General features: G+C 56.9%; 23 protein-coding genes. 15 read left to right on the top strand and 8 right to left on the bottom strand.

Features of this window, described 5'->3' with window-relative positions:
• Window positions 1-26 precede the first annotated feature (26 nt).
• Window positions 27-1,760 carry a L,D-transpeptidase family protein gene (locus tag ACA071_RS10080; RefSeq protein ID WP_497644174.1) on the bottom strand — a complete coding sequence of 578 codons (1,734 nt, stop codon included), beginning with the start codon at window positions 1,758-1,760 and terminating at the stop codon, window positions 27-29.
• Window positions 1,761-1,837: 77 nt separating this feature from the next.
• Here ACA071_RS10080 and ACA071_RS10075 point away from each other — a divergent pair, with 77 nt between their 5' ends.
• The 9 genes from ACA071_RS10075 to dusA all read left to right on the top strand — a co-directional run bounded on the left by ACA071_RS10075 (window position 1,838) and on the right by dusA (window position 9,658).
• Window positions 1,838-2,530, top strand: a complete 693-nt coding sequence (locus ACA071_RS10075; RefSeq protein ID WP_497644173.1) for a murein L,D-transpeptidase catalytic domain family protein — start codon at window positions 1,838-1,840, stop codon at window positions 2,528-2,530.
• Window positions 2,531-2,676: 146 nt separating this feature from the next.
• Window positions 2,677-4,365 carry a copper resistance system multicopper oxidase gene (locus ACA071_RS10070; RefSeq protein ID WP_497644172.1) on the top strand — a complete coding sequence of 563 codons (1,689 nt, stop codon included), beginning with the start codon at window positions 2,677-2,679 and terminating at the stop codon, window positions 4,363-4,365.
• Between the two features lie 11 nt (window positions 4,366-4,376).
• Window positions 4,377-5,264, top strand: coding sequence for a copper resistance protein B (locus ACA071_RS10065; protein WP_497644171.1), 888 nt, complete (start codon window positions 4,377-4,379; stop codon window positions 5,262-5,264).
• A gap of 48 nt (window positions 5,265-5,312) precedes the next feature.
• Complete coding sequence (copC, locus tag ACA071_RS10060) at window positions 5,313-5,684, top strand: copper homeostasis periplasmic binding protein CopC (protein WP_497644170.1); 372 nt, start codon at window positions 5,313-5,315, stop codon at window positions 5,682-5,684.
• Between the two features lie 3 nt (window positions 5,685-5,687).
• Complete coding sequence (copD, locus tag ACA071_RS10055) at window positions 5,688-6,623, top strand: copper homeostasis membrane protein CopD (protein WP_497644169.1); 936 nt, start codon at window positions 5,688-5,690, stop codon at window positions 6,621-6,623.
• Window positions 6,624-6,709: 86 nt separating this feature from the next.
• A complete protein-coding gene (locus ACA071_RS10050) occupies window positions 6,710-7,591 on the top strand; it encodes a hypothetical protein (protein WP_497644168.1) in 882 nt (293 codons plus the stop codon).
• Window positions 7,592-7,697: 106 nt separating this feature from the next.
• Window positions 7,698-7,967, top strand: coding sequence for a heavy-metal-associated domain-containing protein (locus ACA071_RS10045; protein WP_497644167.1), 270 nt, complete (start codon window positions 7,698-7,700; stop codon window positions 7,965-7,967).
• Between the two features lie 228 nt (window positions 7,968-8,195).
• Window positions 8,196-8,483, top strand: a complete 288-nt coding sequence (locus tag ACA071_RS10040; RefSeq protein WP_497644166.1) for a hypothetical protein — start codon at window positions 8,196-8,198, stop codon at window positions 8,481-8,483.
• A 179-nt stretch (window positions 8,484-8,662) separates the two neighbouring features.
• A complete protein-coding gene (gene dusA / locus ACA071_RS10035) occupies window positions 8,663-9,658 on the top strand; it encodes a tRNA dihydrouridine(20/20a) synthase DusA (RefSeq protein WP_497644165.1) in 996 nt (331 codons plus the stop codon).
• Between the two features lie 24 nt (window positions 9,659-9,682).
• On the opposite strand, the gene ACA071_RS10030 is transcribed toward dusA, so the two are convergent.
• The gene (locus ACA071_RS10030; RefSeq protein WP_497644164.1) at window positions 9,683-10,516 is read right to left on the bottom strand and encodes an undecaprenyl-diphosphate phosphatase; all 834 of its coding nucleotides are present in this window, start codon (window positions 10,514-10,516) and stop codon (window positions 9,683-9,685) included.
• Window positions 10,517-11,089: 573 nt separating this feature from the next.
• Here ACA071_RS10030 and ACA071_RS10025 point away from each other — a divergent pair.
• The 4 genes from ACA071_RS10025 to ACA071_RS10010 all read left to right on the top strand — a co-directional run bounded on the left by ACA071_RS10025 (window position 11,090) and on the right by ACA071_RS10010 (window position 15,035).
• Window positions 11,090-11,830 (top strand): winged helix-turn-helix domain-containing protein, encoded by a 741-nt coding sequence (locus ACA071_RS10025; RefSeq protein ID WP_497644163.1) that lies wholly within the window; start codon window positions 11,090-11,092, stop codon window positions 11,828-11,830.
• Window positions 11,831-11,855: 25 nt separating this feature from the next.
• Window positions 11,856-12,623 (top strand): EAL domain-containing protein, encoded by a 768-nt coding sequence (locus ACA071_RS10020; protein WP_497644162.1) that lies wholly within the window; start codon window positions 11,856-11,858, stop codon window positions 12,621-12,623.
• Window positions 12,624-12,641: 18 nt separating this feature from the next.
• Window positions 12,642-13,307, top strand: a complete 666-nt coding sequence (locus ACA071_RS10015) for a winged helix-turn-helix domain-containing protein (protein ID WP_497644161.1) — start codon at window positions 12,642-12,644, stop codon at window positions 13,305-13,307.
• Between the two features lie 333 nt (window positions 13,308-13,640).
• Window positions 13,641-15,035 carry an undecaprenyl-phosphate glucose phosphotransferase gene (locus ACA071_RS10010; RefSeq protein WP_497644160.1) on the top strand — a complete coding sequence of 465 codons (1,395 nt, stop codon included), beginning with the start codon at window positions 13,641-13,643 and terminating at the stop codon, window positions 15,033-15,035.
• Between the two features lie 134 nt (window positions 15,036-15,169).
• Here ACA071_RS10010 and ACA071_RS10005 read toward each other — a convergent pair whose 3' ends face one another.
• From ACA071_RS10005 to galE, 6 genes are all read right to left on the bottom strand, one after another.
• Window positions 15,170-17,248: a YjbH domain-containing protein gene (locus ACA071_RS10005; RefSeq protein ID WP_497644159.1), complete on the bottom strand. Its 2,079-nt coding sequence runs from the start codon at window positions 17,246-17,248 to the stop codon at window positions 15,170-15,172.
• Entirely contained in the window at window positions 17,245-18,006 is a 762-nt protein-coding gene (locus ACA071_RS10000; RefSeq protein ID WP_497644158.1) for a capsule biosynthesis GfcC family protein, read from the bottom strand. The genes ACA071_RS10005 and ACA071_RS10000 overlap by 4 nt, the downstream gene beginning before the upstream one ends.
• Entirely contained in the window at window positions 18,003-18,668 is a 666-nt protein-coding gene (locus tag ACA071_RS09995; RefSeq protein ID WP_497644157.1) for a YjbF family lipoprotein, read from the bottom strand. The genes ACA071_RS10000 and ACA071_RS09995 overlap by 4 nt, the downstream gene beginning before the upstream one ends.
• A 10-nt stretch (window positions 18,669-18,678) precedes the next feature.
• Complete coding sequence (locus tag ACA071_RS09990) at window positions 18,679-19,794, bottom strand: polysaccharide biosynthesis/export family protein (protein ID WP_497644156.1); 1,116 nt, start codon at window positions 19,792-19,794, stop codon at window positions 18,679-18,681.
• 84 nt (window positions 19,795-19,878) lie between these two features.
• A complete protein-coding gene (locus tag ACA071_RS09985; RefSeq protein WP_123403467.1) occupies window positions 19,879-20,115 on the bottom strand; it encodes a hypothetical protein in 237 nt (78 codons plus the stop codon).
• Between the two features lie 253 nt (window positions 20,116-20,368).
• The gene (gene galE, locus ACA071_RS09980; protein ID WP_497644155.1) at window positions 20,369-21,385 is read right to left on the bottom strand and encodes a UDP-glucose 4-epimerase GalE; all 1,017 of its coding nucleotides are present in this window, start codon (window positions 21,383-21,385) and stop codon (window positions 20,369-20,371) included.
• Window positions 21,386-21,695: 310 nt separating this feature from the next.
• Between galE and galU the strand changes: the two genes are divergently transcribed.
• Both galU and ACA071_RS09970 read left to right on the top strand, forming a co-directional pair.
• Entirely contained in the window at window positions 21,696-22,529 is an 834-nt protein-coding gene (gene galU / locus ACA071_RS09975; RefSeq protein WP_497644154.1) for a UTP--glucose-1-phosphate uridylyltransferase GalU, read from the top strand.
• A gap of 44 nt (window positions 22,530-22,573) precedes the next feature.
• Window positions 22,574-22,990, top strand: coding sequence for a mannose-1-phosphate guanylyltransferase (locus tag ACA071_RS09970; protein WP_497644153.1), 417 nt, complete (start codon window positions 22,574-22,576; stop codon window positions 22,988-22,990).
• Window positions 22,991-23,132 lie beyond the last annotated feature (142 nt).

Here is a 23,132-nt window from a genome sequence, read left to right as displayed (position 1 = left end):
GTTGTCCTTGAAAAATCTACTGGGATTTATGGCCTGCCTTGCCCCACCGCTGCTTGCAAATCCAGCGCCGGCAACTTGGCAGGCGAATTCAACGCTTTCAACACCGGAATATCGTACCCATACACATCCGGTTTAAACGCCACTCGCCCATTGCTGCCCATGTCCACCGTCCAATACGCCAACAACACCGGCACTTTCACCGGCAAGCGAATGTTCTCGGTCTTGCCATTGGCCAATTGCTTTTGAATCCCGGCGCTGTTCCAGCGCACCGGATCGTTGAACAGCAGCTCCACCAACTGCAACGGATTCTCCACCCGGATACAGCCCGAACTGGTGGCGCGGACGTTCTTCGCGAACAACTCCCGGTGCGGCGTGTCGTGCAGGTAGATCGCATAGTCATTGGGGAAGCGGATGACCACCTGACCCAGTGAGTTTTCCGGCCCCGCGTCCTGGCGCAAAGTGATGCCCCGCGGGTTGGTCCAGTCGACGGTCGCCGGATCCAACACGTTCCCTTCCCGATCCAGCGGACGGATCCGGTTGGCACTGAGGTAATTCGGGTTACTCAGGATCTTCGGCAACACGTCTTCTTTCAAAATCGTCGGCGGCACGGTCCAGGTAGGGTTGAACGTGACGTAAGTAATCTCGGCCTGAAAGATCGGCGTACTGCGGAACGGTTTACCGACCTGCACCCGGGAGCGCCAGATCGGCTGGCCATCGCGATACAGCGCCACCTTGTACCCGGCAATATCGACGATGACGAACGTGCCCTGCAGTTTATAAAGCAGCCAGCGCGCGCGTTCCATATTGACCCGCACCTGATCGATGCGTGCCTGCACCGGCACGTTCAACGCGGCGAGGGTCGTCGCCCCGGCAACGCCGTCCGCGCCCAGGTATTGCTCGGTCTGGTACTTCTTCACGGCGGCAATCACCGCATCGTCGTATGCGTTGCTTTTGCTGTGTTTCGAGTCTAGATAACCACCCGCCGCCAAACGCGCGCGCAACTGCGCCACTGCGGCGCCGTCCATCCCCGGCTTGAGTGACTGCCCTTCGGCAACCTTCGGCCAACCGCCCCGATCACGGATGATGCGCAACTGCGCCAACGCCTCACGCAAACCGCCATACACCGCCTCTTGCGGCGGCGCCTGCGCAAAGGCGCGGGCGACATCATGGGTGTCCAGGGCGATGAAGAAGTTATTCACGTCGTCTCGGGGATCGGCGCCGGTAATATCGAAGTTCCAATGCATGTCCAGCCGTGCAGGATCGACCTTGCCCCGGCGCAGTTGCAGCAAAGCTGTGAGGTACGTGCGAGTGGCCGCGACATCAAAGGCTGCTTGCTGTTCCGGCGTTGGCGCGGTGTTCCGCATCAATGCCTGGGCCATGGCCAAATCATCACCACGAAAATCCGCCGGTTCCAGCCCATCGATTTGCGTGTCATTGAGGCTTTTTAACAACTGCGTGACATCGTCAGGGTTGGTCCAAGCCGCGCGAAACTGGCGATGGGTATAAAAATCCAGAACCACACGGTTAACGTCGATCCGTTGATGGCGCGGCCGGGTCTGCAGCGGTGGAAAAGCCGAGATCAGCGGCTCCAGCGCCGCATGGATCACTTGGGCGACGTTATCGTCGGGTATCGCTTCAATCATGCTGATCGGCGGATTTTCCGGCGCAATCGGCGAAGTTTCGGCGTACGCTGTGCCGCTGATCAGAAAGCCCATAAAAAAGATGCGGCTTATGACGAATAACCTTGATAGTTGCCTCATGGATAATCCTTAATCTCGTGCGTTCAGCACTTCTCGTTTGCCCTGCTAAACTCGAAATAACTTGATGAGACATCTCTATGGCGCTAAACCGCTTTGGCTTTCTATGCTCGGTCCTGCTGCTGACGGTAACGTCCCTACCAGCAGCGTACGCCGATTCTCTTGCTGCCGCCCTCGCCAAAGCGGCCCCTGGCGCTAACGCCAAAGTCATCGGGCTGGCCGTACGCGCCTCCCAGTGCAGCATCGCCCGCGGCGCAGCCCCGGTCCAGCGACTCGCCGTCATCGATTACTCGCTACCTTCGACCGAACAGCGCTTGTGGGTGTTCGATTTAAAGAAGCGCAAACTGCTGTTTCATGAACTCGTCGCCCATGGCCGCAACAGCGGCGAAAACATGGCGGTCAACTTCTCCAACCAGAACGAAAGCTTCGCCACCAGCCTTGGCTTATACCGTACCCAGGCAAGTTATGTCGGGCAAAACGGCTATTCGCTGCGCATGGAAGGGTTGGAGCCCGGGTTTAACGATAACGCGTTTGAACGAGCGATCGTGATTCACGGCGCGCCGTATGTCAGCCCCGTCCTCGCCCGGGCCAATGGCCGCATCGGTCGAAGCCTCGGATGCCCGGCAGTGCGGCCGGCGATCGCGCATCGGTTGATTGATTCGATGAAAAATGGGCAGTTGTTGTTTTCTTATTATCCGGATCAGCGGTGGTTGAAGACTTCGTCTTTTGTTAATTGCGGTGGTGCGACCGTGGCCGATGTGTCGACGCCATAACCGTCCATCAAATCGCCCGCAAACTGACAAAACGGTAATCTCCACCTCAGGCTACTGAAAGGTGCCACTCGCTAGCCTCCCCATAAGGTTCTCTGCCCTCCGCCCAGGAGGGATCCGAGGGCATCAGGACGGGGAACAAAAACACCATGCATTCCAACACTTCAAGACGCACCTTCGTGAAGGGACTGGCGGCGGGCGGGCTCCTTGGCGGCCTCGGATTATGGCGCACGCCTGCCTGGGCGGTCACCGCGTCTGGCGAATTGGCGGGTTCAGATTTCGACCTGTTCATCGGCGAAACACCGGTCAACATCACCGGCAACCCGCGCACTGCCATGACCATCAACGGCGGCCTCCCCGGCCCGCTGCTGCGCTGGCGTGAAGGCGACACCGTCACCCTACGGGTCAGGAACAAACTCAAGGACACCACTTCCATTCACTGGCACGGCATCTTGCTGCCGGCCAACATGGACGGCGTGCCGGGCCTGAGCTTCCACGGCATCGAACCGGGCGGTATGTACGTCTACCAGTTCAAGGTCCGGCAGAACGGCACTTACTGGTACCACAGCCATTCGGGTTTTCAGGAACAGTCCGGCGTCTACGGGCCACTGGTGATCGACGCCAAGGACCCGGAGCCCTTCCAGTACGACCGCGACTACGTGGTGATGCTGACCGACTGGACCGACGAAAACCCGGTCGGCCTGATGAAAACCCTCAAGAAGCAGTCGGATTACTACAACTACAACAAGCGCACCGTGGGTGATTTCATCCACGACGTCAGCGAGAAAGGCTGGGCTTCAACGGTGGCCGATCGAAAGATGTGGGCCGAGATGAAGATGAATCCCACCGACCTGGCCGACGTCAGCGGTGCCACGTACACCTATTTAATGAACGGCCAGGCACCGAACTCGAACTGGACGGGCGTGTTCCGCCCCGGCGAGAAACTTCGGCTGCGCTTTATCAACGGCTCAGCCATGAGCTATTTCGACGTGCGCATTCCCGGGTTGAAAATGACCGTGGTCGCGGCGGATGGGTTGCACATCAAACCGGTGAGCGTCGACGAGTTTCGTATTGCGGTGGCGGAGACGTTCGATGTGATTGTCGAGCCGACCGAAGCCGTCTACACCCTCTTTGCACAATCGATGGACCGCACCGGCTATGCCCGCGGCACGCTGGCGGTGAAGACCGGTTTATCGGCGCCAGTGCCACTGCTGGACCCTCGCCCACTGGTGACCATGGACGACATGGGCATGGGCGGGATGGACCACGGCAGCATGGCCGGCATGGATCACAGCAACATGGCCATGCCTGGCATGCAGTCCCATCCCGACTCGGAAAAAGACAACCCGCTGGTGGACATGCAAGCCATGACCACCGCGCCTAAACTCGATGACCCAGGCCTGGGCCTGCGCAACAACGGCCGTCGGGTTTTAACCTACGCCGACCTGCGCAGCACCTTCGAAGACCCGGACGGCCGCGAGCCCAACCGCACTATCGAGTTGCATCTCACCGGGCACATGGAGAAATTCGCCTGGTCGTTCAACGGCGTGAAGTTCTCCGACGCCGAACCGCTGCGACTCAAGTACGGCGAGCGCGTCCGTATCGTGCTGGTCAACGACACGATGATGACCCACCCCATTCACCTGCACGGGATGTGGAGCGACCTCGAAGACGAGAACGGCCAGTTCATGGTGCGCAAACACACGATCGACATGCCACCCGGTTCCCGCCGCAGCTATCGGGTCACCGCCGATGCGCTCGGCCGCTGGGCCTACCACTGCCATCTCCTGTACCACATGGAAATGGGCATGTTCCGTGAAGTTCGCGTGGAAGAATGAGGCGCCTACCCATGACCAGATTCACTTCGATTTTGTTCGCACTCATGACTGCGAGCCTGACACTTTCTTCGGCGATGGCGGCCACCGGCGACATGCAAGGCATGGATCACAGCCAGATGCCGGGCATGGACCCTGGCCAGATGCAAAGCATGGACGACGGGCAGATGCAGCCCGCCGCACCGACCGAAAGCCGCACACCGATCCCGGCGTTGACCGATGCCGACCGCGCCGCCGTGTTCACCAGTCCCGGCGGCCACAACGTGCATGACACCGCGCTGAATTCGTATTTCCTCGCCGACAAACTCGAATGGCAAAACGCCGATGACGGCAGCGCGCTGGCCTGGGATTTATCCGGCTGGATCGGCGGCGACATCGACCGCTTATGGCTGCGCTCCGAAGGCGAACGCACCAACGGCAAAACCGAAGACGCCGAAATCCAGGCGTTATGGGGCCACGCCATTTCCCCCTGGTGGGACGTGGTGACCGGCGTGCGCCAGGACTTCAAACCCGGCGCCCCGCAAACCTGGGCCGCGTTCGGCGTGCAAGGCATGGCGTTGTACAACTTCGAAGCCGAGGCCACGGCGTTTATCGGTGAAGGCGGACAAACCGCCGCTCGCCTGGAGGGCGACTACGACATCCTGCTGACCAACCGCCTCATTCTGCAACCGACCGCCGAGGTGAATGTCTACGGAAAAAACGACCCGCAACGGGGGATTGGCTCCGGGCTATCGAACACCGAAGCAGGGCTGAGGCTGCGCTATGAAATTCGCCGGGAATTTGCGCCTTACATCGGCGTGACCTGGAACCGCACTTACGGAAAAACGGCTGAGTACGCCAGGGATGAAGGCGAGGATCGCAGCGAAGCACGCCTGGTGCTTGGGGTTCGGCTGTGGTTTTAAACCTGTTCAATCAAAAACCAACCGCTTGAAGCGGTAAAGAGGCCTTGCATGCGTATGTTCAAAACCACTGTTGTTGCCGCCGGATTACTCGTGAGCGCACTGGCTCAGGCACACCCGAAACTGCTCTCCTCCACCCCGACTGAAGGCGCGGACGGCGCAGCGCCCAGCAGCATTGAACTGCACTTTTCCGAAAGCCTCGTGACCCAATTTTCCGGCGCAAAACTGGTCATGACCGAAATGCCGGGCATGGCCCACGCCCCCATGCCCATGAAAGCGAAAGTCTCCGGCGGCAGCGATCCGAAAACCATGGTCATCACCCCGCTATCGCCGTTACCCGTCGGCAGCTACAAAGTCGAATGGCGCGCGGTGTCTTCGGACACTCATCCGATCACCGGCAACGTTACGTTCAAAGTGAAGTGATTGATGAGCGACTGGGGCGGCATTGCGCTGCGGTTTGGGTTGTATGTGGATTTGATGTTGCTGTTTGGGGTGGCCGTGTTTGGGCTCTATAGCCTTAAAGGACAAGAACGGGTGTCGGGCGTCGTGTTGCCGTTTCGGTCGATGCTGGCGGGGGCGGCGGTGCTTGGCTTGTCGCTGTCCGTCGCCAGTATGGTGGTGATGGCGAGTGCCATGAGTGGCGAGTCGGACTTTAGTGAGTTGCGTCCGCATATTGAAATGATGCTGTTTGAGACGGACGTCGGATTGGCTTGGGTCGTGCGGATCGTTGCGTTAGTAATTGGTGGTTTGGCGGTGATGCTCAATCAACGTGCGCCGGGACTCAGCCTGTTGATCGTCTCTGTTGCCGGCGCTATCGCCTTGGGCAGCCTGGCCTGGAACGGTCATGGGGCGATGGATGAAGGCAGTCGTCGTTATTGGCATTTTGCGGTGGATATTCTGCACTTGCTAGCGGCGGGGGCTTGGTTTGGGGCGTTGGTGGCGTTTGGGTTGATGGCGAAAAACGGTGGGGTTTACACCGAAGGATGCATCAGGTTGCTGGCTCGTGCTGTCGCACGGTTTGAATCGGTGGGCGCGGTAATTGTGGTGGTGGTTGCGGTGACGGGGATTGTGAATTACCTGTTCATTGTTGGGCCGAGACTTGATGAGGTATTCCTCAGCACCTATGGCGTTTTACTGGTTATCAAAGTGATGCTGTTTGGCGGGATGCTGGTGCTGGCTGCGCTAAACCGCTTTCATCTCGGGCCGTTTTTGGAGCGGTCATTGCGGGAGGGGCAATACAGGGTCGCGGCCAATGCGTTGCGCCGCAGTGTGGGGGTGGAATTGGCGGCTGCGGTGTTGATTGTGGGGTTGGTGGCTTGGTTGGGGACGTTGAGTCCGGAGATAGAGTTGAGCGCGGAGTAACGTAATGGGGCGTCACTTGATATGGATCAATGAAAGCCTGTGGCGCAGGACTAAGCTCAAGATAACCCTCAGACCGGGTACACGACATGCAAGGCTTGCGCACCCATCTACCGCTGCTGATACGCCAAGTGCTCGCACTGTGGCTGTTGGCCTTTGTGGTAGCGGCGAGCCAGGGATGCCTCAGCCTGCCGCCCCATGACCTGAACGTCGACCACGAAATAAGCCACAGCACCGGCCATGCGCAGCACGCCAGCGGCTGCCTGCAATATTGCGAACACAGCGCCACAGCGTTGAGTCCCGCCCCGATCCTGCCCACCTTTAAACACGCCCTTTGGGCCGCCCTGCTTCTGCTTCCCGCAGTGTTTCTAAGCGCCCGCACGACAATCCCATTCGCATTCCTCGCCTTACTCCGTCCAGCGCCCCCAGGCCGCCTGCACGTCTGCGCTTCGTCCGTTTCAACGATTAAACCCCTCATCCGCGTGCCGGGTGTCCGGCCGCACGCTTGGCTGCGCCTCTTTAGCGCGGCTCACCACGTCCTGCACGTCCCTGACTCCTTGGAGAATGCCATGCACAAGTCCCTCAATTCACTCATCGCCGCGATGCTCATCGCCAGCCCATTGATTGCCCTGGCCGTCGACGAACATCACCCAGACACACCGCCAACCGCACCAGCCACCACCCAAATCCAGCCCAAACCAGACAAGGCCATGAGCGACCAGATGCAAAAAATGCAGACCGCCCACGAAAAAATGGCCGCCGCCAAAACCCCGGCCGAACGCCGACTCGCCATGCAGGAAGGCATGGCCGCGATGAAAGACAGCATGGGCATGATGCACAACCATTGCCAAGGCATGGGGATGGCCAAAGGCATGTCCGGCGACAAGGACGGATCGGGAAAGATGATGGGGATGATGATGCAAATGATGGATCAGCAGTCGAGCATGATGAAAATGCCGATGGCCCAATGACCGTTTAGAAGAAGCACTTGACCTTGCCATCGTGACAAGGTCAACCCTCCAGTCATCACAGCGCCAACAGGCACTGCCACTCTTCTAATTGAAAGAGGTTTACGAAATGAACAGTACTGAACTGCACGTCGAAGGCATGAGCTGCGGCAGCTGCGTTAAACACGTCAATACGGCGTTGCAGCCGATTGAAGGGGTGGATGGAGTGACGGTTGATTTGGCATCTGGGCGGGTGACGGTGAGCGGGGATGTTGAGGGAGATATTCTGGTATTGGCGCTGACGGAGGCCGGGTATCCGGCGAGGTTAGTGACCGAAGATAGTCTTGAGGTGGTGAAGAAAAAGACTGGGTGCGGGGGCTCTAGTTGCTGTTGTGGCTGAGATCGGGCGGGATTCGAAGATGAGTCGCTGCTGTGCGAAATCGACAAAGCATTGGAGGATGGGCGGCGAGCCGGGCTCGTCGTGCCGTCGATAAATTGAAAGTTACCTGGCTGCGATTCAGCTAGGGTACATCTGGAAGGAAATTCTGAAACACGTATGAGTTTTAGGTGAGATCCATAGCATCAAAGGCAGACCTTTCCGAAAAACCATTCCTATTGGGATTCAAGGATGAAAAAACTGTTCGTAGTTGCCCTGCTGATGTTGTTAGGTGTTTTAAACATCGGCTACTACACAGCGCTTGAAGACGCCGACGTAGAAACCATCCTCTTCATCAAGAAACACCCTACCTTGCAAATCAAGTTCTACAACATCCACGCTAATGACGGCGAAACTCGAAAGGTGGAACGGCTGACGGATGAGCAACGGGGGTTGATTATTGACTACTGTAAATATCGGTTGGGGATCGAGACTGATTTGAGAACGCAGGATGACGTTGAGATGTGCAGCAAAAAATAAGAGATCTAAAGGGTGGCCTTGGACGGTCGCCCATATTTCATTACAGAGCTGTAACCTGCGCCTCACGACTAACCTCTCCAAACAGGAAGGTAGTTTGCATCCTAGACTCCCTTCAACCCTGCTGACTCAATCCTGATAAACTCCCACATCCCTGCCTTACCCATTTCCAGATCCCCCAAATGCACTCAATCACCGCGACACCCGCCCCACTCTCCCGCCGCTTCAGCGTTGCGCCGATGATGGATTGGACTGATAGGCACTGCCGCTTTTTCCTACGCCTACTCTCCAAACACGCCCTCCTCTACACCGAAATGGTTACCACCGGCGCGCTCCTGAACGGTGACCACGACCGTTTCCTCCGTCACAACGAAGCCGAACACCCGCTAGCCCTGCAACTCGGCGGCAGCGTCCCCTTGGACCTGGCTGCCTGCGCACGCATGGCCCAAGACCACGGCTACGACGAGGTAAACCTCAACGTCGGCTGCCCAAGTGATCGGGTGCAGAACAATATGATCGGCGCGGTGTTGATGGGGCATCCGCAGTTAGTGGCGGATTGTGTGAAGGCGATGCGTGATGCGGTGTCGATTCCGGTGACGGTGAAGCATCGGATCGGGATTAATGGGCGGGACAGTTACGAGCAGTTGTGTGATTTTGTCGGTACGGTTCGGGATGCGGGGTGCACGAGTTTTACGGTGCATGCGCGGATTGCGATTCTGGAGGGGTTGTCGCCGAAGGAGAATCGGGACATTCCGCCGCTGCGGTATGACGTGGCGGCGCAGTTGAAAAAGGATTTTCCGGAGTTGGAGATAATTCTCAACGGCGGGATCAAGACGCTGGAAGCCTGTCACGAGCATTTGCAGACGTTTGATGGCGTGATGCTGGGTCGTGAGGCGTATCACAATCCTTATGTGATGGCTGAGGTGGATCAGCAGTTGTTTGGCAGCACGGCGCCGGTAATCACCCGGGCCGAGGCGCTGGCACAGTTGCGGCCTTACATCGCGGCGCACATCGATGCCGGCGGGTCGATGCACCATATCACTCGGCATGTGCTGGGGTTGGGTACCGGGTTTCCGGGGGCGCGCAAGTTTCGACAGTTGCTGTCGGTGGATATTCATAAGGCTAAAGAGCCTTTGGTGTTGCTGGATCAGGCGGCGGAGTTGCTTGAGGGGCGTTAAACCCCCTCCTTCATTTATGGACGGTCAGGCCGCTGATGCCGCCGTCCAGTTCACCCACCCGAACACCCAAGTGGCCAAAATCAGCAAACCGAAGGCAATCCGGTACCAGGCGAATGCCGCGTAGCTGTGGCTGGCGATGAACTTGAGCAAGCCACGCACCGCGATCATCGCGAAGATGAAGGCGATCACAAAACCCAGAGCAAATACAGGCAGGTCGCCAGCCTGGAACAGATCTCGGTACTTGTAGCCGGAATACACGGCGGCGCCGACCATCGTTGGCATCGCCAGAAAAAACGAGTACTCGGTCGCGGTCTTGCGGGACAGTCCAAACAACAATCCGCCGATGATGGTCGACCCTGAGCGGGAAGTGCCCGGAATCATCGCCAGGCACTGTGCGAAACCTACTTTCAAAGCGTCTGACCAACGCATGTCGTCAACATGTTCGACATGCACCACATGTTCCCTTCGCTCGGCCCACAACATGACTATTCCGCCCACTACCAGCGCCACGGCTACGGTAATCGGATTAAACAGATACTCATGAATTTTATCGGCGAATAACACACCCAGGACAACAGCGGGAAGAAAACCAATCAGCAAGTTCAATGTAAAACGTTGGGCGTTACGTTGTGTCGGTAGGCCTTTGATGATCTCGAAGATTTTCGGGCGGAATTCCCAGACGACGGCCAGAATGGCACCCAATTGAATAATAATGTTAAACGCCATGGCGCGTTCGCCACCAAAGTTCAACAAGTCAGCGACAATAATCTGGTGCCCGGTGCTGGAAATAGGCAAGAACTCAGTCAGCCCCTCTACCGCACCTAAAACCAATACCTGCACAAGGGTCCAAAACTCCATCAATCCTCCATCAGGCCATTCTTATTGAACGCCCATTAAACTCATTAGACATTAAACAAACGAACAACAATAAGCGTCAGACAGACACTTAACGCCTACTAAAATGCTTGGTAAATCATGATCATCTAGCGGAGGGCACCGGCGGATAATAAGTCTTATCCAACCACACACTCAAGACTTGTTATTAATCGTCCGGCTAACGAATCAGCAGAACTTCGGCGTGTGGAGGCTAGTTCCTGCCCAATAAAAAATGTGACGGAGCGCACACATTCATACTCTTAGAGGAATAATAGCTCGGAATCACCGCTGAAGACCGTGATGGCCTTTTGATCACAAAAACGCATCGCCATCGATTCAAAATAGTGGCACAATTCCATTATGCCATCATCTAACGGCGCCAATTCATTAGTTCAGCAGGCTGCGAGAAGCACTAAAAGGTCGAAAACCTTTTGTTTATGTTAGAAAACTCGGAAACCACGCCTGAAATCCGTTTTGAATGTTACCAATTGTCAGTCACAGATGAGAACCGGTGCTTTAACATCCTGATGTCAGCACCCATTCGAGTCAAAAAGCATGATGCTTACAGGGAAATTAGCGACTAGAAGCCAGCGCCCGACAAATGAGGAACCAGGGGTTCTCACCTTGGGCCGCACCCGTAGCGTGGCCGAGAACTTTAGAGCATTAGTCGCAAGGCATGTGCACTCTGATATAGCGCTTGATGCTAGTTCATACACTAATTCGCATAAGAAAAATGAACACCCGGATTTGTACCGTGCCATCTTCATCATTATTGACAGCCCTCATGCATTCGATGAGAGCCTGGCGCTGGTGGAAAACCTTCGCGCCATCAACTTAAATCCAATTATCTGCGCCGTCATTACGGGTCGAGGCACTTACAACAAGATGAAGTATTATCTTGCTGGAGCCGACTGCTGCATCAAACTCAATACCCTGTCCGACGAAAGCTCTGAGTTTCTGTCCGAGTTCTTCAGCAGTGACGAGTGGCAAAGGGAAGTCAACCTGGTATTGGACTCCACTCGTATATGCCTGTTGGGCACCCGCAATAAGCTGGACATCTCGTTTGCAGAAATGAAAATTCTGGAGGCGTTTGCACAAACCAGTAACCACATATTAAGTCACGATGAAATCGCCAGAATCATGGGGCTGAACGCCAATTTTTATGACCCCAGGGCTTTGGAGAAATCAATCAGTCGTCTTCGCGGAAAAATCAAAGACATGTATGGCACTAATGCCATTCAGAGCATTCGTGGGTATGGATATCGTTTGATGAGGGGTCTGATCTCGACCGCCTGATTCAACCAAGGAAAGGAGTTATTGCATGACTGCGACTAGAGGTATCTCGCCCGCCAAGCCCCCGTATCGCTATCTGACACGGCAACTGATCCTGTCACGTGATGACCGCCCGTTTGCCAGTGAGATAAGAACGACGAAAGAGGCTCATCGCAGCCCTCCCGCTGCATCGTTCCAGACGACGCTGGCAGGCCAATCCTGTGAGCGCAGCAGCGACGCATTGGTGCAGGCGCTCTCTCCCTCCTCCTTGAAAGACCGCCGCCCGAACACTCCAAAAAAATATTTGAACCGAACGCTCCTCTGCGTGTCTGAACCGGGCCTTGCCAGCGTCGCGCTGGCCGACGAGCTGATCCGGTCTGGCAACAACTTGCGCGATCTCGGCCACACCCTGGTCGTGTCACTCAATGAGCAACCATTCTGGGAAGTGGATTCCAAATATAAAAAAAACATTACTTATAATATGTATCGTTTGAAAGATCATGGTATAGAAATCGCACTGGATGGCTACACTCTCCAACGGGAAGCGCTTACACGCTTCAGCACTTTGAATCTGTTTAATTACATCAAGGTATCGATTTCATCCCTGGAACAGTGTTTAAAACTCAATGGCAACCCTGAGTTTTTCAATCGACTCCATGACCGTATGGTGACACTGAGCCACAACAACAAGATTTCTTTTATTGCCGATCGTGTAGAGCATATCGAGAGCCATTCATTGGCCCGGACGCTGCCCTTTGATTACTTCCAAGGGAGCTATTACTCCCCTGCCGATCATCTTTTAACCGAACATTGGTGACTACTTTAGGAGAGAGACGTGGAAATCAGTACAACCCTCCCCAGAAAATATTTTGTCGTCGTGACTCACAGCACAACATCCCAGCGTGAGCTCGAGACCATACTGTCCAGCGAGCGTTTCAACTCGTTTGGTACATCCCAGGCACAAATGTTTATCGAAGGTGTTACCTCTTGCGCCCCCGTGCTGATGGAATTCACCTACCCAAGTGGGACAAAGAAACAGGTCGCCCACACGATCGAACATGAAACACAGAAGATACTTGCCACTCTCGAAGCGGAGTGGTTGGCGGCGCAATCCGGGGCGCGCACTAGCGTTACGCCAGATCCAGCTGAATCCAGCGATATACCCCGAAAAAACGAGGATGGCAATCCTTACAGTGATGCTTGGCAACTCGACAATGATCAAAGTGTATTGATCAAAGAAAACGTCGAGATAAACCTCACTGGATTGGAAGCCGCCCTCGTGAAAAAGATGCTTCATCATGAAGATCGTGTCGTTAGTCGAGATGATCTGATTCTAAGCATTGGCAGAGAACCGGAACAGTATCGTGGCCTGGAAATGTGCTTGAGTCGATTGCAGGACAAGTTCAAAAGCGCCAGCAAAGGTGAACGACTATTTCGCGCGGTGAGAAATCGCGGCTATTGCCTCATTCAGGAAGTTGTTTCAGAGGCCCAACCCGCCTGACCCGTTTAGAACAAACATGTGACAGTGCTAATACAAAAATAAAAAGTGCACTTTGTTTGCCCCCCCTTCAAACACCCTCTCCACAATCCCCTCCTCCGTCAATATCGACCTTTTCTAACATCCACACTTTCAATCTCGAAAGTTGGCACTTTGCCACCTTGTTAGAACTCGTCAGACAGCACCCCCCATCAATAACTTAATCTATTGACTGACGACAGCTCGACCTATTGACGTTGTTAGTCCCAGGGCATTAGTTAAAACAATAACAATCCTGCTTAAACAACTCACGGTTCGACTGTCGATACCTGAATGGACGTCTTTTGGGGATATCGCATGGATCTTACTCTTCGTATCAATCGAAATACCGGCCTCAAGGGACTTACCTTTTGGGGCCAATGGGCGCTGGCGCAGGGCTTTACTGTTTCATTGTTGTTCATACTCGCTGAACAGCATACCGGCGCGGTCGAGTTCTATTACCGGGTATGCGCGACATTGGCAGTATTGGCCTCGGTTCCGGCCTATACGTTCAGTGGCGTATACCGAAAAAGAGACAACTACCTGACAGGGCTGGGACGCCTGTTCATGGGCTGGTCCATGACCATGGCTGCGCTGGCCTTCATGGCATTTGTCTGCAAGGCCGATGCCCTGTTTTCCCGGCAGGTGATTCTCAGCTGGGCCGTCTATGGTTTCCTCGGGCAGGCGTTGCTGTACGCGCCTTTGCACGGGTTCTCCAAGTACTATCAGCGGTCACGAAAGAGCGAGCATAGAACGCTGATCGTCGGCACGGGCGAACTGGCGCTGGGCCTGGCCAAGAAGTTGAGCAGCGTCGAAAACCTGCCCCTGGTCGGCCTGGTCAGCACCGGCGTCGCTGCCGCGCTGGAACCAGACGCACCACAGATCGTTGGTGCGCAGGAAGATCTGCTGGAACTGATCAGAATCCATGACATTCGACGCTTGTACATCACGCTGCCCCTGAGTGAAGCGGCAAAAATCGAAGCCATGTATGTCGATTTGCTGGGTGCCAATGTCGATGTGGTCTGGGTCCCGGACTTGAACTGCCTGACCCTGCTCAATCACTCGGTGCGAGTCGTGGACGGTCTGCCGGCGATCTATTTGAATGAAAGCCCATTGACCAGCCAACCCACCGCCGCACTGAGCAAGAGTCTGGTGGAAAAAGCCGTGGCATTGCTGGCAATCATCCTGCTGAGCCCGGTGCTGGCGGTGATTGCGCTGGCGGTGAAGCTCACCTCCCCCGGCCCGATCTTCTTCAAACAGGACCGCCATGGCTGGAATGGCAAGGTGATCCAGGTCTGGAAGTTCCGCTCGATGCGTGTCCACGACGACCACGAAGTCAAGCAGGCCAGCCGCAACGACTCGCGCATTACCGCCGTCGGCCGCTTCATCCGTCGTACCTCGCTGGATGAACTGCCGCAACTGTTCAACGTGCTGCAAGGGCACATGGCCCTGGTCGGCCCGCGGCCTCACGCGGTCGCCCACAACCACTACTACTCGGGGAAAATTCTGGCCTACATGGCACGCCACCGAATCAAGCCGGGGATCACCGGACTGGCGCAAATCAACGGTTGCCGTGGCGAGACGGACACCATCGACAAGATGCAGAAACGTGTGGAGATCGACCTCAAGTACATCAATAACTGGTCGTTGTGGCTGGACCTGAAGATCTTGGTGAAGACGCCCTTCACGCTGCTCTCGAAGGACATCTACTGATAACGTGACAGCAGCACCACAAGGGGACGAAAGTCCCCTTTTTCGTGGCTGTGATTTGGTGTTTGGCGGATGTTCAACGAGCGGCAAATCAAGACGCGATCTACAAGACATGTAGCCCTGCAGATCGCCGCCCCTTACTCCGTGATCTTCCCGAAGTTGCGGTAGAACATGTCGTTGTCGCGGCTGTCGGTCATCGAGTGCAACTGGAAGCTGCGATTGAGCCGCGCGCCACCGTCTCGGGTCAGCGGCGACCAGACGAGGTTGGCGCGGCGCATGGTCGACATGCTCATCAACTCATCAAACGGGATGGACAGGTACAGGCCCTTGTCGAAACTACCTTCGCCATATTCGGGGCCGGTAGCCGTGGTGATCGTCGCCCAGGCGCCGAACCGCACGCCGTTGGAGAACTCCCGCGAGAGATCGATCGTGGTGCCCCAATCCCCGGCCAGGTAGCGTCCGACGCTGACCGCCGCCAGTGTGTCGAAGGGCAAGTCGGTATAGCCGGTGATATGGCCGGTGACGACCGAGTAGTCCCGCAGGCCAAAGCCTTGGTCGAATTCGCGCTGACGCACGTAGTTCAAATCCGCCCCGACCGACCAGCGCTGGCCTTGCGGGCGGAACAACACCTCGCCACCCACACCGGCAAACATCGACTCCAGATAGCCGCCGTAGACCATGCCATACAGGTCTTTGTCCAACTGCTCGGCGTGGCTGACCTGGAACAGCGGCATGGTGACTTCGGAGGTGGTCAGGTACTGGCGCAAGTCCGTGCGAACCCGCGGCAAACCACTGGGTGCGTCGTATTTGAAGCCGTCGAAGTTGTTCAGCAGATTGGCGCTGATCAGGCCGTTCCACCAGGTGTTGCGGTTGAAGCGATACTCGGCGTCCGCGTCGGCACTGAACTGATAGAAAAAGCCGTCAGGGCCACCGACGTTCTGTTTGAAGCCCAGCCCGGCGCCGTAGCTGAAGGGGTCGCGGGCTTCGGTGTAGAGGGTTTTCTCGTTGTGCGGCATCGCCGGATTGGTTTCGGTGGTGCGGTGCAACGCTTGCAGCGGCTCCTCATTGTTGAGCACCTCGCGAAAGGTTTGCCGAGGCACGCTGGTTTCTTCCAGTGGCAGGTCGTAACGCTTGTTCACCACGGTGAACCAGTCGATATCGGCGTTGACGCTGTTGTCGAGAATCCGGCTGGCCCGACCGACCGCTTTGGCTGAATGAAAATAGCGGCCCTGCTCGCCGTAGACGATCAGCTCGGGACCACGCTGGCTGATGCGCTCGACCTTGTATCCGGCATTTTGTTGCAGGCGCCGGGACACATCCGGCCAGTCGACCTGCTCCATCGCGACGGTCGGAGCCTTGGCCGGCAACGGTTCGGCCGGCGGATCGAAGCTCTTGGCCGGGGCCTTGCGGCTGACAAAGTTGGTGTGAAAGGTCAGGCCGAACATCGCGGTGTTGCCCCGCTCCCAAGCCGCGCTGAGGTCCAGCGAGTCGCTCACTTTGAACACGGCGCCAAGGTTGATCGGTGAGTCCTGCTGGATCACGTTGTCCTTGGGCTCGTGTTTATAGTCGTTGCCTTCGTACTCGAGTTTCAGGCTGAGCCGGTCCCAGGGCGTCTGGTAGGTCACGCCGCCGAACAACGAAGGCTTGCCGCGAAAGTAGGCGCCGGCGTTGACGTCACCGGTGCCTTCCATGTCCGGCCGGGTCTTGAAGCGATCGTCGAGCCAGCCTGCCGGGTTGTCGAAGTCGCCGTGATTGCCCAGGTAACCCCAAGCAATGCCGGCACTGAAATCAAAATCGTTATAGCGCTTGTTGGCCACCAGGAATTCGCTGGAGAACAGGCCGGTACCGCCGATGTCTCGAAAACCCAACGCCACATCGGGCGCCCAATGGGTTTCTTGCCACAAACGGACTTTGAGATCGACCGCCTTATCCTTGTAACTCTGGTTGCCGCTCAACGACTCGGGGCCGTAAGGGCGGTTGGTGATGGCGGTGTAGCGAAACGCGCCTTCCAGCCAATCGAACGGCTGTAGCGCCACGCTGTAGCGACTATAGGGTTCGGTACGGTTGGCGTTCACACTCAACTCGCCGGCCGGGGACATCCGCGCGGTTGGCGTCTGCCACAAGCCGACTCCCCCGAAATCATTCTGGGTCAGACGCGGCTCCGCATGAGCCAAACCACAGGGCAATAACAACACAGCTGCAAAACGTAAATTCAATGAACCACCTCAGCCAATTGCGTGGCAAGAAATTCGGCCAACTGCTGATTCAGTTCAGGGATAGGCGGATCAAGATCATCATTTTTCACCGGGACCAGGATCTTGCTGCCAGCGGCAGGGACCTGCCCGCTCTCACGATTCCACGGCGCGATGCCGACTTGCCGCGTGACGCCATTAGGCTGGATCAGCCACAGATAATCGGCATCGGCATCGGCCAGGGTTGCGCAGCCTTTCAAGTATTCCCGGGCTTCCTGCTGGACGACATGAGGCAAGCGGCACGGTTCGGCGACGGCGCCGAGCACTTCAACCTCGTCAACGCGCAATGGATAGATGAGGCGATCGCCATCGCTCAGACGGACGTTTCGGGCGAACCCGACCTCAATCGCAACCGGGTCCAAAACCGTGACCTCGCGCCCAGTGACCGGCATGGCACTGACTTGCTCATACAGACGCGTTGCCAAATCTGCCCGGCCGGGCCTGTCGAAGATCAAGGCTTCACGCCGCAACACCTGCAAATCGAACAGCACCCCGGTTTTGAGCCGACCCTGTTCTTCCAGCAACGACTGGCGCAGCAACGCGGCGGCGAGCCAGTAGCTTTCGGCGTTAGGCACGGCAACACTGATTACGTCCGACAACCGTCCCCCCGGCGGCAGGTCGACCGGCCCAGGGACTTGCACATCGCCCGTGACAGTGACCGCCGCTTGGCTGACGCTGGTGATCAACAGCAGGCACGCCGACAGAAGCTGTAGCCGCTTCAACGGGCAAACCTGCGTTCAGGGGTCAATTGAACGATCTTGACCCGCAGGCGCGTGGTCAGTTGTTGTTCGCTCTGCACAATGAAACCGTCAACGGGATCGACCCAGTAACGATTGGTCGCACGCAGGCCAATGGCCGGGGCGTCAATCTGCTCATCGACACGTAGCACGGCGTATTCCTTGTTGAGAATCTCGAGGGTTTCCATGGATTTTCGGGAGAAGCGGCTGTTCAAGGTCACGCCTGTTTCGCTGCCTCGATAAAGATCGATCCAGCGCTGGCTGGTGTAGCCATCCGGCAGCGTGTGCAGGCCCTGCTTGAAGGGTGAGGTGGCAGCCAGCCGCGTGCCGTCCAGATCACCGTCGACGCCCAGGCCAATAGTGCGGACCGCAAGTCCGTCGCGCAGCAGCAACACCTGTTTGCCGGACGCGACCCAGAACTGCAGGTCGCCCCGCTCACGCACCATTGCCAACACCCCGGAGCCGGAAGGCGTGGTTAAAGTGAGCTGGGAAAATTCAACCCTGGCCACCTGGGCGGGCGTGACCTCCAGTTCATCGGGGCCAATCACCGCGGCTTTGAAGTTGCCCAAAGAAGCGGTCATCAGCGGGTTACATCCACACAACAACACGGCCGCTATCACGCAGACGCCAACATTCAACGTTCTCACAGACCTGACCTTATTTGCCGTTGTCTCTGACTTCACTCAGGTTCTTCGCCGAGGAAGCACCCACACCGAGGATGGCGGCCGAAGGCACCAATTGGCTGATGAAGCGGTTCCAGCGAGTCACGTTCGCGGGGCCCACGTAGACGATGTCCTGGGGTCGTACATTGAAGTGCGTGGCGAGCGCCATGGCGGTCGGCGACTCGGCTTTCAACTGGTAGATTTTCGCCGGTTCCACATCCAGATTTTCCACCCCGCGAATCACGTACACGGCGTTGCCGTTGGAGGTGGTCTGACTCAAGCCGCCGACCGAGCCAAGCACGTCAGACAGGTTCATGGTGCCGGTCTTGAAGGTCAGCGCCCGGGGCTGATTGACTTCGCCCATGACGTAGATGCGCTTGTTGTCGTTGTACGGCAGGTACAGCTGATCGCCACCCTTGAGGTAGACGTTCTGCAACTCGGAATCCTGCTGATTGAGCGCGTCGAGATCCAGCGGATAGACCCGCCCGTTGCGCGTCAGCAGCAAGCCGGACAAGTCGGCATTGATCGGGTCGATACCGGCAGAACCGAGGGCTTCGACCACGTTGAGCGGGTTGGTGGAAATGGGTTGCGCACCGGCCTTCGATACAGCACCCGACACCACCACCTTTTGGCTGGCAAAGCGCAACACGGCGACGTCCACTTGCGGGTCCGCAATGAAGGCCGACAGTCGTTCGGAGATGTCCGAACGCAGTTGCTGGATGGTTTTGCCAGCCGCCTGGACTTCTTTGATAAAGGGGTAGTACAGCGTGCCATCGGAACGTACCAGACGGCCGTTGGCATCAATCTGCTGTTGCGCGCCGGAGGGCGCCGTCAGCTCGGGGTGGTCCCAGACCGTGATGTACAAGACATCGTTGCTGCCGATGCGGTACTCCGCCGGGGTCGCCAGCAATTCCGCCGGCAGCGCCGTGCGTTTCTGTGTCGCCCTGTCCATCGCAATGAGCTTGGGCGTGATCGGAATCAGCTCGACGCGACTGCTTTCACTGCCCCCTTGGCGCGTGATATCGCTGGTGCTCAGGTATTGCCCCGGGGAAAACATACAACCTTGCAAAGCGAGACTGGCCAACATCAAAAAAGGAAAACTACGATTCATAATGGCACTACGCTATTCAAGGGCAAATCCAACAAGGTCACCCGACTTGCATCGGGCGACCTTGTATTACACCTACAGGGTTTTTCAGTTACTGGTGCCGGTCGTACCGGTAGTTCCTGTGGTCCCGGTAGTACCGCCGTTGGCGTTGCCACCACTGTTGGAGGCAGCCACTGCACCTGCAACCATCGCCGTACTGGCCGCAGGCGCTTGGGAAGCGGCTACGTTACCGGCGACATTAGTTGCCTGTGTCAGCGGTGCTTCCGCTGCGGACGCCCAGTTGCCAAACATCGACAACAGGGCAATTGCCATCACTTTCTTCATATCAACTCCTTTCTAACGTTCGGCCCTGTTAGAAAACAAGGCGTGCAGTTAGAGGTGGTAAGATCAAGCCGCAAAAAGTGCGAACAAGATCCGTTGTTCATTCACAGTCAAACGTGACTGATAAATGTCGAACGGCAGGGCTTATATCTACGGATTTGCCGGATGTAACTCCAGCCTAATTTCCCGACGTTACTTAACATTCCTGTCGGTTTATAACATCCCGCAGAAACAGTGTTTGTCGTAACAGCAATACTTATCCGAGGTAGCCCTTCGGATGATTCGATTGCCAGCGCCAGGTATCGGTCATCATTTGCTGCAAACTGCGCGTGGCCTTCCAGCCCAGTTCACGGGCGGCCTTGGACGGATCGGCCAGGCTCTCGGCAACATCACCCGAGCGGCGCGGCAATATCCGATACGGCACTGGCCGCCCCGACGCCTGCTCAAACGCGTGCAACACCTGCATCACGCTGTAGCCGTCACCCGTGCCCAGGTTCCAGATGTTGATGCCGGTCGTTTGGGAAATCGACTGCAAGGCCTTCAGATGCCCGTCCGCCAAATCCACGACATGGATGTAATCACGCACACCGGTGCCGTCCGCCGTGGGGTAATCGTTGCCGAAGATCGACAACTCTTTCAGGCTGCCGACCGCCACTTGGCTGATGTAGGGCACCAGGTTATTGGGAATGCCATTGGGGTCTTCACCCAAGTGGCCGCTGTGATGCGCGCCGATCGGATTGAAATAGCGCAACAGAGCGACGCTCCAGCGCGGCTCCGCCAAACACAGGTCGCGCAGCAGGTTTTCAACAATTAACTTGGATTGACCGTAGGGATTGGTCGGGCTGCCCGTGGGGACATCCTCGCTGATCGGCATCTGCTCCGGCGCGCCGTACACCGTGGCCGATGAACTGAACACCAGGCGAAACACCCCGGCGGCGGCCATTGCCTGACACAGCGTGATGCTGCCGCCGACGTTGGCTTCGTAATATTCAAGCGGCTTGCGCACGCTTTCGCCGACCGCCTTGAGCCCGGCGAAATGCAGGACCGCATCAATGGCGTGCTGCTGGAAAATCCGGTCCAGCAAGGCCCGGTCGCACACATCACCGTGAATCATCAGCGCACTTTTGCCGCAGATGGCTTCCACGGCGTGCAGCGCAGCGTCGGAGCTGTTGCAAAGATTGTCCAGCACCACCACTTCAAAGCCCGCTTCAAGCAGCGAAAGTGTGGTGTGCGAACCGATATACCCAGTGCCACCCGTTACCAGAATCTTCATAAGAGCGGTCCATAGTGGGGTCGTAAAGTGCGCAATAACGTGTACCGATCAATATTTAGTTCGACCAGACAGTCATACCGGGTACTTATTTAGCACTATGAAACGCCCACCACTATCAACAGATACCGACGAAAAATAACTAACGCGCAACAGACGGACAACTCATAACATTCCCATGTTATGCACCTGACAATAATTGCCATCAACAACCCATCTCAGGTATTAAAGTAGTCGCTTAGTTCAGAAACTTACAATCACTGTTTATTGCACTCGTCAGTTCGCTGTGACCCATGACTTCCAGGATGCTTTTATGATTCGTAAATGTTTGTTCCCCGCCGCTGGTTATGGCACGCGCTTCTTGCCGGCCACCAAAGCCATGCCCAAGGAAATGCTGCCGATCGTCAACAAGCCGTTGATCCAGTACGCGGTAGAGGAAGCGCGGGACGCCGGCCTGCAACACATGGCCATCGTGACAGGGCGGGGCAAGCGCGCGCTGGAAGATCACTTCGACATCAGTTATGAGCTGGAGCATCAGATTCGCGGCACCGAAAAAGAGAAATTCCTCGCCGGTACCCGCGAGCTGATCGAAAACTGCACCTTCTCTTACACCCGGCAGGTCGAAATGAAGGGCCTGGGCCACGCGATTCTCAGCGGTCGCCCGTTGATTGGCGATGAACCCTTCGCCGTGTCGCTGGCGGATGACCTGTGCCTGAATTTGAAAGGTGATGGCGTACTGGCGCAAATGATCCAGCTCTACAAGCGATACCGCTGCTCGATCGTGGCCATCCAGGAAGTGCCCCGCGACCAGACCCACAAGTACGGCGTGATCGCTGGCGAGTTGATCGCCGACAACGTCTACCGCGTTAGCAGCATGGTGGAAAAGCCTGCACCGGAAGACGCCCCGTCTAACCTGGCGATCATCGGCCGCTACATCCTGACGCCCGATATCTTTGATCTGATCGCCGATACCCAGCCCGGCAAAGGTGGGGAGATCCAGATCACCGATGCCCTGATGAAGCAGGCGCAAAATGGCTGCGTCCTGGCCTACAAGTTCGACGGCTTGCGCTTCGATTGCGGCGGCGCCGAAGGCTATCTCGACGCGACCAATTTCTGTTACGAGCACCTGTACCTCAAGGGCCTCTGACCAGGTCCTCAACCGTCGTCCACTCTTCATTCAGGCAGGCCACTATGAACAATGCAAAACACACGGCAGACATTGAACGGGAGATGGGCAACGTCGGGATGATGGCCTGGTCGTCACTGTATCCGTCGTTGCCCTCCCCGGTTGAAGCCTGGCTGGGCTCCACGCTGATGGTGGAGCGAATCGGCGTGTTCCCCTCCTCCGGGGAAATCCGTCGACCGATTCTCGACCCCGACGCCCTCCTCGCCCACCTGAAATCGCTGTACGCCCAACAGGCGCTGGATGTCGATGAACGCGACGGACTGAAAGTGATCTTCAGCGATTGGCGATTCCGCGCGCGCATTTGCGGCAGCGACCCGGCCATCGTCATCACCGTGCAAACCCGTTGTGATCCGCATCTGATGCCGCTCAAGACGGCTGAGTTGTTGAGTCAGTTGGAGCACTTCGAGAAAGGCATCGGCTAAACCGAGTACGATTTGTAGCAGTTGCCGAGCAACTCGAGGCAGCGTTCGGCGGCGATACCGTCGTGAAATCAACTGACGCGGTGCTTCAGCAAGACCGCGCGCTCAGGTTTTACGACGGCTCCGCCGCCGAACGCTGCCTCGC

Source organism: Pseudomonas sp. LBUM1646, assembly GCF_059716165.1.
Note: the sequence above shows the minus strand (reverse complement) of the source record. Positions and strands in the feature narration are given on the sequence as shown.

Excerpts from the sequence above, each read along its gene's own strand:
- ACA071_RS10080 (WP_497644174.1), bottom strand. The coding sequence starts at position 1,760 with ATGAGGCAACTATCAAGGTTATTCGTCATAAGCCGCATCTTTTTTATG.
- ACA071_RS10075 (WP_497644173.1), top strand. The coding sequence starts at position 1,838 with ATGGCGCTAAACCGCTTTGGCTTTCTATGCTCGGTCCTGCTGCTGACG.
- ACA071_RS10070 (WP_497644172.1), top strand. The coding sequence starts at position 2,677 with ATGCATTCCAACACTTCAAGACGCACCTTCGTGAAGGGACTGGCGGCG.
- ACA071_RS10065 (WP_497644171.1), top strand. The coding sequence starts at position 4,377 with ATGACCAGATTCACTTCGATTTTGTTCGCACTCATGACTGCGAGCCTG.
- copC (WP_497644170.1), top strand. The coding sequence starts at position 5,313 with ATGCGTATGTTCAAAACCACTGTTGTTGCCGCCGGATTACTCGTGAGC.
- copD (WP_497644169.1), top strand. The coding sequence starts at position 5,688 with ATGAGCGACTGGGGCGGCATTGCGCTGCGGTTTGGGTTGTATGTGGAT.
- ACA071_RS10050 (WP_497644168.1), top strand. The coding sequence starts at position 6,710 with ATGCAAGGCTTGCGCACCCATCTACCGCTGCTGATACGCCAAGTGCTC.
- ACA071_RS10045 (WP_497644167.1), top strand. The coding sequence starts at position 7,698 with ATGAACAGTACTGAACTGCACGTCGAAGGCATGAGCTGCGGCAGCTGC.
- ACA071_RS10040 (WP_497644166.1), top strand. The coding sequence starts at position 8,196 with ATGAAAAAACTGTTCGTAGTTGCCCTGCTGATGTTGTTAGGTGTTTTA.
- dusA (WP_497644165.1), top strand. The coding sequence starts at position 8,663 with ATGCACTCAATCACCGCGACACCCGCCCCACTCTCCCGCCGCTTCAGC.
- ACA071_RS10030 (WP_497644164.1), bottom strand. The coding sequence starts at position 10,516 with ATGGAGTTTTGGACCCTTGTGCAGGTATTGGTTTTAGGTGCGGTAGAG.
- ACA071_RS10025 (WP_497644163.1), top strand. The coding sequence starts at position 11,090 with ATGATGCTTACAGGGAAATTAGCGACTAGAAGCCAGCGCCCGACAAAT.
- ACA071_RS10020 (WP_497644162.1), top strand. The coding sequence starts at position 11,856 with ATGACTGCGACTAGAGGTATCTCGCCCGCCAAGCCCCCGTATCGCTAT.
- ACA071_RS10010 (WP_497644160.1), top strand. The coding sequence starts at position 13,641 with ATGGATCTTACTCTTCGTATCAATCGAAATACCGGCCTCAAGGGACTT.
- ACA071_RS09990 (WP_497644156.1), bottom strand. The coding sequence starts at position 19,794 with ATGAATCGTAGTTTTCCTTTTTTGATGTTGGCCAGTCTCGCTTTGCAA.
- ACA071_RS09985 (WP_123403467.1), bottom strand. The coding sequence starts at position 20,115 with ATGAAGAAAGTGATGGCAATTGCCCTGTTGTCGATGTTTGGCAACTGG.
- galE (WP_497644155.1), bottom strand. The coding sequence starts at position 21,385 with ATGAAGATTCTGGTAACGGGTGGCACTGGGTATATCGGTTCGCACACC.
- galU (WP_497644154.1), top strand. The coding sequence starts at position 21,696 with ATGATTCGTAAATGTTTGTTCCCCGCCGCTGGTTATGGCACGCGCTTC.
- ACA071_RS09970 (WP_497644153.1), top strand. The coding sequence starts at position 22,574 with ATGAACAATGCAAAACACACGGCAGACATTGAACGGGAGATGGGCAAC.